We start from the raw sequence: 12,875 nt of genomic DNA on the forward strand, positions 1-12,875 counted from the left end.
CCTATGCCTGTGACGCGTAGATTGGCTGCTTTTGCTCTTGCCGCGTGTCATTTCGCTGACCGCCTGCCAGCTGCGTGTGACGGCGTTGAATATCACGCGATAGATGCGATTCATGTGTCGTTACCTTAAAGATGTCGCCATTCTGCCGGCTCGCTCTCGAACGATTGTCCGGATGGCGTGAGCGCACTGGAGACCGGGATGGCTGTTGCTGAAAGGTAAAATTAGACAGGGCGCATGGATTCTTGAACATCACTGAAAACTGGTAATCGGTGATGTTTTTGCGGGAAATGCGCCGGCTGGCGTGCAGAAAGGGGCGGCTAGGGCGATGCAGGAGCCAGCCGCAAGGTGGCGGTCAGCACGGTACGGCCGGGAACGGATTGCACATCGAGCCGGCCGCCGACGGCTGCGATGCGCGCATGCATGCTGCGCATGCCGACGCTGATGCCGGCGTGGCGCACGGCATCGACGTCGAAACCGACGCCATCGTCCTCGATTTCCAGCACCAGCAGATCGTCTGCCGGCTGCCACATGCGCAGTTGCACATGCCGCGCACGGCTGTGCTTGACGATGTTGATCAGGGCTTCCTCGGCAAGGCGTGTCAGCGCCAGGCATTGCAGTGCGTTGGGCGGCGTGCGCCAGTGCGGCGGCAATGTCCAGCTCACCTCGGTGTCGCGATCGTCGAAGAGCTGCATGAAGCGATGGCGCAATGGCGCGATCCATTCGGTCGGCGTGGCCGGCACCTTGACGCCGTTGCTGGAACCGGCGTCGATGGTCTGCCGCAGGTCGTCGCGAATCAGCTTGAGCAGCGAGAGGAACTGCTGGTTCTGCAGCGGTGCCTCGGCCTGTTCGACCATGGCCATCATGCGTACCAGCGAACCGCCCAGGCCGTCGTGCAGATCGTGCGAGATCCGCAGCCTTTCCTGCAGGCGCGTATTGGCCAGCACCAGCTCGTGTTCGCGCGCGAGCCGCGCTTCCAGTTCGTTGCGGGCATGGTCGATGCCCTGTTCCAGTTCCTCGTTGAAGCGCTCGATGCGACGCATGTTGCGCGCATGCCGCAGACCGAGCACGCCCGACATGCAGAGCATGGCGGCGATGCTGGTGACGGGCGTCAATGCCTTGCCATCTCCGATCACATGGAGCATCAGCAGCAGATCGTGCAGCGCAACGCCGAAGAACAGCAGCAGGGCGACGGCAAGGATCCGGTTTTCGATCTGGCGCGTGCGCAGCGCATGCACGGGGAACTGCAGGCAGTTGATGAAGAAGAAGGTGGCGGGAACCAGATGGGCGACTGCCAATGTCTGCTGCAACATCGCGGCCGGCATGCAGGCAACGAAGACGAGCAGGATGGCGGAAGCCGCCCACAACGCCTTTTCGATGCGCGGCAGGGATTGCCGGCCGAAGCGCCAGGTGAATACGCAGAAGCAGGCGACGTACAGCACGAGCGCCATGGCATTGGCCCTGGCCGCCGTCACGGTATCGCCGAACGGCCATGGCGTGGTGGCCAGTATGTTGGCGGCGAACAGTACCCAGAACAGCGACATCAGCGCGTACCAGCCGTATTCGCCCTGTTTGCGGTTGGTGAGCCAGATGCAGAAGAAGAGGCCGCTCAGCACCATGGAGATGGTCAGGTTGCTCGTGAACAGCGTGCGGTTGCGCCACCAGCGCTCGTCGTGCTGCTGCTGGAGCGCATGCGCTTCTCCGAGGTACACCGGGCCCAGCCCCGGCGATTGCCCGGCCACGCCGACCACGCGAAACAGCAGTGTGTTGGTACCGTCGTGCAGCATGGCCTGCGGCAGCCGCCAGTAGCGCGGCATGTTCCAGCTGCGCGACAGCGGTTCGCTCAGGCTGGCGTCGCGCCAGATCAGGTTGTCGTTGACATGGACTTCACCGGCCATGACGATCGATTCGATCGCCAGCGCCAGTTGCGCGTGTGCGCATTGCGGCTTCCAGTCGATGCGGTACCAGGCCGTGCCGCTGTAATCGGGCCAGCGCGTTGTCCAGTTGTCGGGCAGGGTGACGGTTTGCCATGGCGCATCGGTCGCAAGCGTGCCGTCCGGCGCTGCCTTGGTGGTCTGTATGGAGAGTATTCGTGCCGTGCAGGTTTCGTCCGTCGCGGGTTCGGCCGCGCGTGCCGGCGTGCAGAGCAGCAGTGCCAGCCACAGCAGTGCCGCCAGCCATTTCATTCCAGCAGGCCGCGCGAACGTGCGGTGTGAATGGCGCGCGTGCGCGAGGAAACGGCGAGCTTGCGATAGATATGCTTGATGTGGCATTCGACGGTGTAGCGCGACAGATTGAGCCGTTCGGCGATTTCGCGATTGCCGAGACCTTGCGCCACCAGCCCGAGGATTTCGTTTTCACGCGGGCTCAGCGTGTCGATCTGTTGCATCGCGGCCGGCTGTTCCGTCTTGGGGCGCAATTCGTCAATGATGCGGCGCGCGACGAAGGGATCGATGGGCGCGCCGCCGCGCAGCACGCTGCGAATGGAGAGGGCCACCTCCATGTCGTCGCGTTCCTTGAGGACATAGCCGGTGGCGCCGGCACGCAGCGCGGCGAGAATGGCATCCTCGGTGCACCAGGCCGAGATCACCAGTACCGGCAGGCTGGCGTCGGCCGCATGAATCTCGCCGATCAGGTCGATGCCGTTGCCGTCGGGAAGGCCGAGGTCGACCAGGATCAGCGCGAAGGGCTGGTGTGCGAGGCAGGCGCGCGCTTCCTTCAATGAGGTGGCGGAAATCAAGGCGTCTTCCGTATAGCCCAACTGCAGCAGCAAAGCCTTGAGACGGCGATGGATCAGCGGTTCGTCCTCGACCAGCAGGACGGGTGCCGGCAGGGTGGGATCGGCGGAAAGTGGTTCAGCGGACATGGGAAATGGGTGCAAACGGTTCAGCCCGTACTGTGGACGAATGCGCGCCGACTGAACATCACTGAAAACTGGTATTCGGACGGCCGGGGCCACGCAGGCTGCGAGCACAGCGCGCAGCATAGCACCGGCAAAAAACAAAAGCGACCGCGTGGTCGCCTTCGTCATCCGCGCTGACTGCGCATTCCCCTTGCGTGCAAGCCATGCCGCCACAGGAAAGCGGCGGCCGGATCGGATCAGGGTTCCGATTACTTCGTGCCCGCCGCCTTCACGCGCCAGATCACATTGCCGACGTCGTCCGCCACCAGCAGCGCGCCCTTGCCATCGGCCGTCACGCCGACCGGGCGGCCGTAGGCTTCGCCATCCTCGCTGAGGAAGCCGGTCAGCACGTCCTGCGAGGGGCCGGACGGCTTGCCGTTTTCGAACGGAACATAGACGACCTTGTAGCCGCTGTGCGGCTTGCGGTTCCACGAGCCGTGCTGGCCGATGATGGCGCCGTTCCTGTATTGCGGCAGCAGGTCGGCCGTGTAGAACATCAGGCCCAGCGAGGCGGTGTGCGCGCCGAGCGCATAGTCGGGCACGATGGCCCGGGCGACGAGCTCGGGATTCTGCGGGTCCACGCGGTCGTCGATGTGCTGGCCGAACCAGCTGTAGGGCCAGCCGTAAAAGCCGCCGTCCTGCACCGAGGTCAGGTAGTCGGGCACGAGGTCGCTGCCGAGCTCGTCGCGCTCGTTGACCACGGTCCACAGCTGCCTGCTCTGCGGCTGCCAGGCCATGCCGTTGGGATTGCGCAGGCCGGAGGCGAACACGCGCGTGGCGCCGCTGGCGACGTCGATCTCGAGGATGGCAGCGCGGTTGACTTCATTCTCCATGCCGTTCTCTGCCACGTTGGAATTGGAGCCGGTGGTCGCATAGATTTTCGTGCCGTCCTCGCTGGCGATGATGTTCTTGGTCCAGTGGTGGTTGACCTCGCCGGCCGGCAGGGCGGCCAGCTTCTGGCCCGGTACCGTGATGCGCATCTGGCCGGTGGTGTAGGGGAAGCGCAGCACGGCGTCGGTGTTGGCGACGTAGAGGTCGTTGCCGATCAGCGCCACGCCGAACGGCGAGTTGAGGCCGGTCAGGAATTCGCTGCGGGTTTCAGCCTCGCCGTCGCCGTCAACGTCGCGCAGCAGCGTGATGCGGTTGGCGCTCTCGGTGGCCGAGCCGGCGCGCTTCATCACCATGTTCTGCACGATCTTGCGCGGATTCAGTCCCGCTGCGCGCTTGGGGCCGTTGGATTCGACCACCAGCACGTCGCCGTTGGGCAGCGTGTGGACCCAGCGCGGATGATCGAGGCCGGTAGCGAAGGCGTGGACTTCGAGGCCGGCCGCGGCGACCGGCTTGCCGCCTTCGGCCCAGCCCCTGGCGGGCGCGATGTTCAGCGTCGGGATCAGGGATTTCTTCGGTTCGACCAGCTGCGGCTGCGGGCCTTCGTCGGCCCTGGCTTCGATCCTGGAAGTGTCGCCGCAGGCAGTGAGGCTGAAGGCAAGTGGCGCAATGGCCAGCAGGGCAAGCGACGGGCGATGAGGTACGGACATGGTTTCTCGACGGTCGAGGGACGCCGTGAAGGGGATACGGTGTCGTGTTGGAAGATTGCCAATATAAAGTCATCGCCGTCAGACGATTGCCAGACAACTCCGCTTTATCGTGTAGGAATTAAGAGCGGCTAACAAAATCCTCGATACGTCGTTGCTTCACCTTGTCGTACTTTTGTACTGTCTGCGGTTTCGCGCCTCGTCTCGACCGCGAACCTGTGGTTCGCTGGGTTTTGTTAGCCGCTCTAAGTGCTTGCTGCCTCAATCAAAACCGCGATAGCGTGGATCGGGCGACACGTAGGCCGTCACGCGCTGCTGCAGCACGCCGGGCGGCGCCACCAGGTTCAGGTCGAAGTGGGTAACGGTGAAGCCGACGTAGAAATCCCAGGCGAACATCCTGTCGCCGACCACGAAGTTGACGACCTCACCGCCTTCGACGTTGACCCAGCGCGTCTCGGGCGTGATGACGATGGTGCGTTGGGCGGCTGCGGACGGCGCCGGGCTGCCGTAGAGTTCGACGCGCGGCGGTCCGGCACAGCCAGCGGCAAGCGTGACCACGGCGACGAGCGCGGCGATGGCGGCAAGGGAGGAAGGGCGCATGGCGGCTCCGTATTGCTTGTGAAAAAAGACGGCGATAGCCGTTGGAACGCCAATCCGGCCACGCGTTCCAGCCTGTGTCGGTGTGCATTTGCGCGGCGGGCATCCGAGCGCGATCGCCATCGATCCATTACATTACACCTTTCGGCAATGTGGTTGTTGTGTCATCGCCGCGTTGCGATTGCACCTGCCGTCGTACCGATTTGTACCGATCTGTACCGAATTGTCATACCGATTCTTGCAAGGGGAAAGCATGTCCGGATTCAAGCGAAGCACGCTGCGTGCTGGTGTGCTGGCCGTTGCGCTCGCGCTGGGCGGCGCTGGCAGCGCGCTGGCCGCCGATCTGCGGCTGGGACTGGCGGCCGACGTGTCGTCGCTCGATCCGCACTATCTGAACATCGCGCCCAACGTGGCGATGTCCGCGCATTTCTTCGACGCGCTGGTCAACGTCGATGCCGACGGCAAGCTGGTGCCGGGACTCGCGACCTCATGGAAGGCGGTTGACGCGACAACCTGGGAGTTCAAATTGCGCCAGGGCGTGAAGTTCCACGACGGCTCCGACTTCACGGCGCAGGACGTGATCTTCTCGCTCGACCGGCCGGCGGCGCTGACCAACAGTCCGGGTCCGTTCACGGCCTATACCAGGCAGATCGTCGGCAAGAAGATCGTCGATCCCCACACGGTGCGCCTGACCACCGCCGCGCCCTACGGCCCGATGGCGCTCGACGTCAGTTCCATCTTCATCGTCTCGAAAAAGGCGGTGGAAAAGGCGAGTACCGACGACTTCAACAACGGCAAGGCGCTGGTCGGCACCGGCCCCTACAAGTTCGCCGGCTTCAAGCGCGGCGACCGCATCGAGGCGGTGCGCAACGATGCCTATTGGGGCGGCAGGAGCGCGTGGGACAAGGTGACCTTCCGCATCATCGCCAATTCGGCGCCGCGCCTGGCGGCCTTGCTGTCGGGCGACGTCGATGCGATCGAGAGCGTGCCGACCGCCGATCTGTCGCGCCTCAAGCGCAACGACAAGTTCCGTTTCGAGCAGAAGATTTCGTGGCGCACCATCTTCTGGCATCTTGACCAGCAGGCGGGGCCGTCGTCCTTCGTGACCGACAAGGCCGGCAAGCCGCTGGCAAAGAATCCGCTGCACGACGCGCGCGTGCGCAAGGCGATCTCGCTGGCGATCAACCGCAAGGCGCTGGTCGAGCGCACGATGGAAGGACTGGCGGTGCCGGCGTCCAACATCGTGGCGCCGGGGCTGGTCGGCTACAACGCTGCGCTCAAGGTCGATGCCTACGATCCGGCAGCCGCCAGGAAACTGCTGGCCGAGGCCGGCTACCCGGACGGCTTCGCGCTGACCATCCACGGTCCCAACGACCGTTACATCAACGACGAGCAGGTGGTGCAGACGGTTGCGCAATTCCTGAACCGTATCGGCATCCAGACCAAGGTGCAGACCATGCCGCTGTCGGTCTATTTCGGCAAGGCGCGCAATGGCGAATTCAGCATGGCGCTGCTGGGCTGGGGCACGCTGGCCGGCGACTTCGGCCTGCGCACGCTGGTCGGCACGCCGAATCAGGCGACCGGCTGGGGCACCTGGAACTGGGGCAAGTACAGCAATCCGGCAGTCGATAAACTGATCGTGTCGTCGCTGGGCTCGGTTGACCAGAGCAAGCGCGACGGTTTCGCCAAGCAGGCGGCGGCGCTTGCGCTCGGCGACCATGCGGTGATCCCGCTGCATCATCAGTACGCGACCTGGGCCATGCGCAAGGGGATCAAATACACGGCGCGCACCGACGAGTTCACGTTTGCGCATCAGTTCAGTCCCGAATGAGTCGTATGGCGTCGATGCGTGCGATGAAGATGGCTGCGCCGTGCTGAACGAGGAACACGCATGCTCGATTTCCTGATCCGCCGTCTGCTGCAAAGCGCGCTCGTGCTGCTGGTCATGTCGCTGCTGGTGTTCGTCGGCATTCACCTGATCGGCAATCCGATCGACATCCTGCTGAGTCCCGACGCCGACCAGGTCGAACGTGCGCGCATCGTCGCCGCCTTCGGTCTCGACCAGCCGCTGTGGCGGCAGTATTTCCTGTTCATGCAGAATGCGCTGGCCGGCGACCTCGGCCGCTCGTTCGCCTTCGGCACGCCGGCGCTGGACCTGATCCTCGAGCGTCTGCCGGCCACGCTGGAACTGGCGCTGGCGGCCATCGTGATCGCGATCGCGCTCGGCATTCCGCTCGGCCTGCTGGCCGGGCTGCGGCCGAACGGCTGGCTGGGCCGCAGCATCATGACCGTGTCCATCCTCGGCTTTTCGCTGCCGACCTTCTGGGTCGGGCTGATGCTGATCCTGATCTTCGGCGTGCAGCTCGGCTGGCTGCCGGCCAGCGGGCGCGGCGAGACGGTGGCGGTGCTTGGCGTGCCGCTGAGCTTCCTGACGGCGGACGGCCTCAAGCACCTGCTGCTGCCGGCCTTCAACCTTGCACTGTTCAACATCGCGCTCGTAATCCGGCTGGTGCGTGCCGGCGCGCAGGAAGCGCTGCTGCAGGATTACGTGCGCTTCGCGCGCGCCAAGGGCTTGCGCAACCGCCGCATCGTCGGCGTGCACGTGCTGAAGAACATCCTGATCCCGGTGGTGACCGTGATCGCGCTGCAGTTCGGCTCCATCATCGCATTCGCGATCGTGACCGAAACCATCTTCGCCTGGCCCGGCATGGGCAAGCTCATCATCGATTCGATCCGCGTGCTGGACCGGCCCGTGATCGTCGCCTACCTGATGCTGATCGTGGTGCTGTTCGTCTTCATCAACCTGCTGGTCGATATCGCGTATTCGCTGCTCGACCCGCGCGTGCGGCTGTCGGATGCGCAGGGAGCGCGCGCATGACGGCGCCGCTGAACGCGCACATTGAGAACGCTGCGACCGCGGCGGCTGCCGACACGCCGTGGCGCCGCTTCGTGCGCGACTACTTCGCAAGCCGGGTCGCGCTGTTCGGCACCGTGCTACTGCTCGCGCTGGTGCTGGCCGCCGTGTTCGCGCCGCTGATCGCACCGCAGAATCCCTACGACCTGTCGCAGATCGACATCATGGATTCGCGGCTGGAGCCGGGGCAGCAGGCGATGGAAAGCGGCATGACCTATCTGCTCGGCACCGACGAGCAGGGGCGCGACATGCTGTCCGCCATCCTGTACGGCTTGCGCATCTCGATCCTGGTCGGGCTGTCGAGCACGGTGATCGCGCTCGCGCTGGGCCTGACGCTGGGACTGCTGGCCGGCTACTTCGGCGGCCGCATCGATGCGCTCATCATGCGCATCGCCGACATTCAACTGTCGTTCCCGCCGATTCTGGTGGCGCTGATCCTGCTGGCCCTGAGCGGCCCCGGCGTCGGCAAGATCATCATTGCGCTGGTGGCCGTGCAATGGGCGTATTACGCGCGCACCGCACGCAGCGCGGCGCTGGTCGAGCGCGGCCGCGAGTACATCGAGGCCGCCAGCGGGCTCGGCCTGTCGCCGCTGCGCATCGTGTTCCGGCACCTGCTGCCGAACTGTCTGCCGCCGCTGATCGTGATCGCGGCCCTGCAGGTGGCGTCGGCCATCTCGCTGGAAGCCACGCTGTCCTTCCTCGGCCTCGGCCTGCCGGTGACCGAGCCGTCGCTGGGCCTGCTGATCGCCAACGGCTTCGACTACATGATGTCCGGCAAGTACTGGATCAGTCTGTTTCCGGGGCTGGTGCTGCTGCTGACCGTGGTGGCGATCAACCTGGTGGCCGACCAGTTGCGCGACGTGCTCAACCCGAGGCTGCAGACGCAATGAGCCGGCCAACCGTTCCCCCGGTGCTCGAGGTGCAGAACCTGCAGATGCACTTCGCCGCGCGCGACGGCGTGGTGCGCGCGGTGGATGACGTGTCGTTTTCGGTCGGGCGCGGCCGCGTGCTCGGCATCGTCGGCGAATCGGGTTCGGGCAAGTCGATGACGGCCTATTCGATCATGCGTCTGATCGATGCGCCGGGCCGCATCGTCGGCGGGCGCGTGCTGCTGCACGGTGAAGACCTGCTGGAAAAATCGCCCGAGCAGATGCGGCGCGTGCGCGGCGACCGCATCGCCATGATCTTCCAGGACCCCATGATGACGCTCAACCCGGTGCTGCGCATCGACACGCAGATGATCGAGGCGGTGCGCGCGCATCGCAACGTCTCGCGCGGCGAGGCGCTGGCACTGGCGCGCGAAGCCCTGGTGCGCGTCGGCATCGCCGCGCCCGACGAGCGGCTGACATCGTATCCGCACCAGTTCTCTGGCGGCATGCGGCAGCGCGTGGCGATCGCGATCGCACTGCTCAACAAGCCCGACCTCATCATCTGCGACGAACCGACCACCGCGCTCGACGTCACGATCCAGGGCCAGATCCTGCACGAGATGCAGACGCTGTGCCGCGAATCGGACACTGCGCTGATCTGGATCACGCACGACCTGTCGGTAGTGGCCGGACTGGCCGACGAGCTGTGCGTAATGTACGCGGGCCGCGTGGTCGAGAGCGGCAGCGTGCAGCGGGTGATCGAGACGCCGCGCCATCCCTATACGCAGGGCCTGATCGCCTCGTCGCCGTCGCGCAACCGGCGCGGCGCACCGCTGCATCAGATTGCCGGCAGCACGCCGTCGCTCCTGAACCTGCCGTCGGGCTGCGCCTTCCGCACGCGCTGCGCACACGCGACCGACATCTGCGCGACGACCCCGCCGCTGTCGCAGGATGACGCTGCGGGGCGCACCTGGCGCTGCTTCCATCCGCTGCACGAAGCGGCAATGCGGGGGGCGGTTATCCATGAGGAGGGCAGTGATGGCTGACGAGCGCAAGCCACTGCTGTCGCTGCACAAGGTCTCCAAGCGCTTTGCGCGTCCGCTGGATGCGGCGTCGCGCATCGCCAACCTGTTCGGCGCGCAACGCGCGCCGCAGACGGTGCACGCGGTTGACGAGGCGACGCTGGGCATCCACGCCGGCGAGGTGGTCGGGCTGGTTGGCGAATCCGGCTGCGGCAAATCGACGCTGGGCCGCATGGCGGTCGGCCTGCATACGCTGTCGTCGGGCGTGCGCGAGTGGAAGGGCGAAGACCTCGCGCAGTTGAATGCGGCGCAGCGGCGCAGGGCGCAGCTCGGCATGCAGATGATCTTCCAGGACCCGTACGCCTCGCTGAATCCGCGCCTGCGCGTGCGCGACATCATCGGCGAGGCGCCCGTGGTGCATGGCATGGCGGCGGCCGGCGAGCGCGACGAACTGGTGGCGTCGCTGCTGCAGAAGGTGGGCCTCGATCCTTCGGTGGCGCGCCGTTTTCCGCACCAGTTTTCCGGCGGGCAGCGTGCGCGCATCGGCATTGCGCGCGCCCTGGCGGTCAATCCCGAACTGCTGGTCTGCGACGAGGCGGTGGCGGCGCTCGACGTCTCGATCCAGGCGCAGGTGCTCAATCTCTTCATGCGCCTGCGCGACGAACTGGCGCTGACCTATCTGTTCATCAGCCACGACCTCGGGGTGGTGCGCCACATCTCGGACCGTGTGCTGATCATGTACCTGGGCCGCATCGTCGAATCGGCGCCGACCGACGCGCTGTTCGCGCAGCCCAACCATCCCTACACGGTCGCGCTGCTGGCCTCGGCGCCGAAGCTGGAAGCGCGGAAGGTCGCCTTCCACGCCGTCAAGGGCGAGATTCCCTCGCCGCTGCATCCGCCCTCGGGCTGCCATTTCCATCCGCGCTGCCCGCACGCGATGCCGCGCTGCCGCGACGAACAGCCGCCGCTGAAGGAAGTCGCGCCGCGCCATTTCTCGGCCTGCCATCTGAACGACGTGCCGTAGGAACGCAGAAATGGCGACGAAATTGGCGCGGGGAAATTGACGCCAGGGAATTGGTCTGTTTTACGCCACGCTTTTTCAGGTTCCGATTGCCGGATGATGTAATTTCGACAATGCTTCGATTGCGCATGCGCGTATCCGAATCGGAGGCATCATGAACATCCAATGGCACACCACGCTCGCATTGGCAGCCGGCATGCTGACTGCGTCCGGCGCCGCCAGGGCCGATCTGGTCTATACCTACACCAGCGGCGAGATGGAGCGGATCTCGTCGTACCTGTACGGTGTGCCGGACGAATACGGCATGCCGACCACGCCCGGCTTCTCGTTCTCGTTCGCGGTGAGGGAAAGCTGGCTGTCGTCGTCGCAACCGATCACGCTGACGCTGCCGGCCAGCGGCGCATCGACTGTCGATCAGCATTTCGCCAGCGCGCCGGCCGTGGCCGGCAGCGGCAACACGGTGACCATCAATCCCGACCGCAGCATTGCGGGCTGGAACTTCAACCTGCTGCTGACGGAATCGGTGCCGGTGCCGCCCTTCGATCCGCGCATCACGCTGGGCTCGGTCTTCGGCGCCGACACCTGCAACTGCAGCACCTTCCGCTACGACACCATCCTCTACCTCGATCGCGGCTGGGGTTATGTGGAACTCGGCCCGGCGCAAGTCACCTATCGCAGCGATTCCCTGCCCGGCAACTGGTCGGTCGCGGCTGTCTCGGCCGTGCCCGAACCGCAGACGTATCTGATGATGCTGGGCGGACTGGCCGTGATGGGTAGCGTCGCATGGCGGCGCAGCAGACGGCAGGAAGGCCGCATCGCCGGCAAGGCCTTGCTGCCGGCCTGATGCCGCAGTTTACTGGCGCAGCAGGTGCATGAACAGCGCGCTGCCGAGCACGTTGACCACGCCGACCATCACCATGATGAGCCCGGCCACCGCGCCTTCCTCGGTGCCGACCTCGCGTGCGCGCGCCACGCCGGCGCCGTGTGCGCCCATGCCGAACAGCGCGCCGCGCGCGAGCGCCGAGCGCAGCGGCAGGCAGGCGATCACGATGTCGCCGAGCGCCGCGCCGGCTACGCCGGTCACCACCACGAACACCGCCGTCAGTTCCGGAATGCCGCCGATGGTGCCCGAGACTTCCATCGCGAACGGCGTCGTCATCGAGCGCGGCAGCAGGCTTTCGCGCAGGGCGGCGTCGAAATGGAAGACGCTGGCGAGCAGCCAGCCGGAGGCGATCGCGGCCACGCTGCCGGCCAGCACGCCGATCAGCAGCACCGGCCAGTGGCGGCGGATCAGCGCGCGCTGCTCGTAGATCGGCACCGCGAAGGCGACCGTGGCCGGCCCCAGCAGTGCCACCAGCCAGTGCGTGCCGAGAATGTAGTCGCCATAGCTGACGCGCAGCAGGCAGGCGGCGGCGATCAGCGGCAGCGGCGTGATCAGCAGCGGCGACAGCCACCAGCGCGGCCAGCGGCGATACAGGCGCTGCGCGCCCAGGTAGAGGACGATGGTGGCGACCGACCACACCGGCGTCGCCACCAGCGGATTGGCCCAGTCGATGGCGATCATTGCGCGGCCTCGCGCCGCTGCCGCCAGCGGAAGCACAGTTCCACCGTCCACGCCGTGCTCGCCATCACGATCAGCGTGCCGGCCAGGATCGCCAACAACAGCTTGAGGCCGGTCCAGCCGAGAAATTCCGGATGATTCATCACCGCCAGCACGGCCGGCACGAAGAACAGCAGCATCTGCGCCAGCAGGAAATCCGACCCCTTCTTGACCGCCGGCAGCCGCAGCCAGCCGCTCAGCAGCAGCGCCAGCATCAGTCCCATGCCGACGATGCTGCCGGGCACCGGCAGGCCGGCAAGACGCACGATGAGCTGGCCGGCCTGCCACGCCGCGGCCAGCAAGGCGGCTTGCCACAGCAGGCTGGTGCGCAGGCGGCGGCGCAGTGGAACATGGATTCTGGCGATGGACATGGCGAACTCCTTGGCTATCCCTTGTGGGGTCATCCTTTGCGAGCATT

12 protein-coding genes and 1 pseudogene are annotated in these 12,875 nt (G+C 65.8%); 6 read left to right on the plus strand and 7 right to left on the minus strand.

The window, feature by feature from the left end; all coding sequences use genetic code 11:
* Window positions 1–6 precede the first annotated feature (6 nt).
* The 5 genes and pseudogenes from IEV38_RS15470 to IEV38_RS11065 form a co-directional block, all read right to left on the minus strand.
* Window positions 7–114: pseudogene (locus tag IEV38_RS15470) on the minus strand (ESPR domain-containing protein); the annotation flags it as partial.
* A gap of 203 nt (window positions 115–317) precedes the next feature.
* Complete coding sequence (locus IEV38_RS11050) at window positions 318–2,183, minus strand: sensor histidine kinase (protein WP_188396273.1); 1,866 nt, start codon at window positions 2,181–2,183, stop codon at window positions 318–320.
* Window positions 2,180–2,863, minus strand: a complete 684-nt coding sequence (locus IEV38_RS11055; protein WP_188396274.1) for a response regulator — start codon at window positions 2,861–2,863, stop codon at window positions 2,180–2,182. The genes IEV38_RS11050 and IEV38_RS11055 overlap by 4 nt, the downstream gene beginning before the upstream one ends.
* Window positions 2,864–3,108: 245 nt before the next feature.
* Window positions 3,109–4,437 carry a PQQ-dependent sugar dehydrogenase gene (locus tag IEV38_RS11060; RefSeq protein ID WP_188396275.1) on the minus strand — a complete coding sequence of 443 codons (1,329 nt, stop codon included), beginning with the start codon at window positions 4,435–4,437 and terminating at the stop codon, window positions 3,109–3,111.
* A 258-nt stretch (window positions 4,438–4,695) separates the two neighbouring features.
* A complete protein-coding gene (locus IEV38_RS11065; RefSeq protein WP_188396276.1) occupies window positions 4,696–5,034 on the minus strand; it encodes a CzcE family metal-binding protein in 339 nt (112 codons plus the stop codon).
* A gap of 250 nt (window positions 5,035–5,284) precedes the next feature.
* Here IEV38_RS11065 and IEV38_RS11070 point away from each other — a divergent pair, with 250 nt between their 5' ends.
* From IEV38_RS11070 to IEV38_RS11095, 6 genes are all read left to right on the plus strand, one after another.
* Window positions 5,285–6,862, plus strand: a complete 1,578-nt coding sequence (locus IEV38_RS11070) for an ABC transporter substrate-binding protein (RefSeq protein ID WP_188396277.1) — start codon at window positions 5,285–5,287, stop codon at window positions 6,860–6,862.
* Between the two features lie 60 nt (window positions 6,863–6,922).
* Entirely contained in the window at window positions 6,923–7,909 is a 987-nt protein-coding gene (locus IEV38_RS11075) for an ABC transporter permease (protein WP_188396278.1), read from the plus strand.
* Window positions 7,906–8,835, plus strand: coding sequence for an ABC transporter permease (locus tag IEV38_RS11080; protein ID WP_188396279.1), 930 nt, complete (start codon window positions 7,906–7,908; stop codon window positions 8,833–8,835). Before IEV38_RS11075 ends, IEV38_RS11080 begins: the two co-directional genes overlap by 4 nt.
* Window positions 8,832–9,860 carry an ABC transporter ATP-binding protein gene (locus IEV38_RS11085; RefSeq protein WP_188396280.1) on the plus strand — a complete coding sequence of 343 codons (1,029 nt, stop codon included), beginning with the start codon at window positions 8,832–8,834 and terminating at the stop codon, window positions 9,858–9,860. Before IEV38_RS11080 ends, IEV38_RS11085 begins: the two co-directional genes overlap by 4 nt.
* Window positions 9,853–10,860, plus strand: a complete 1,008-nt coding sequence (locus tag IEV38_RS11090; protein WP_188396281.1) for an ABC transporter ATP-binding protein — start codon at window positions 9,853–9,855, stop codon at window positions 10,858–10,860. Before IEV38_RS11085 ends, IEV38_RS11090 begins: the two co-directional genes overlap by 8 nt.
* Window positions 10,861–11,011: 151 nt before the next feature.
* Window positions 11,012–11,701: a PEP-CTERM sorting domain-containing protein gene (locus IEV38_RS11095; RefSeq protein WP_229728991.1), complete on the plus strand. Its 690-nt coding sequence runs from the start codon at window positions 11,012–11,014 to the stop codon at window positions 11,699–11,701.
* 9 nt (window positions 11,702–11,710) lie between these two features.
* Here the strand turns inward: IEV38_RS11095 and IEV38_RS11100 are convergent, their stop codons facing one another.
* Window positions 11,711–12,421 carry an LrgB family protein gene (locus IEV38_RS11100; protein WP_188396282.1) on the minus strand — a complete coding sequence of 237 codons (711 nt, stop codon included), beginning with the start codon at window positions 12,419–12,421 and terminating at the stop codon, window positions 11,711–11,713.
* Window positions 12,418–12,828 carry a CidA/LrgA family protein gene (locus IEV38_RS11105; protein WP_188396283.1) on the minus strand — a complete coding sequence of 137 codons (411 nt, stop codon included), beginning with the start codon at window positions 12,826–12,828 and terminating at the stop codon, window positions 12,418–12,420. The genes IEV38_RS11100 and IEV38_RS11105 overlap by 4 nt, the downstream gene beginning before the upstream one ends.
* Between the last annotated feature and the right edge of the window lie 47 nt (window positions 12,829–12,875).

Source organism: Oxalicibacterium flavum, from assembly GCF_014635065.1.
In the GTDB taxonomy this organism is placed as follows: Bacteria; Pseudomonadota; Gammaproteobacteria; order Burkholderiales; family Burkholderiaceae_D; genus Oxalicibacterium; species Oxalicibacterium flavum.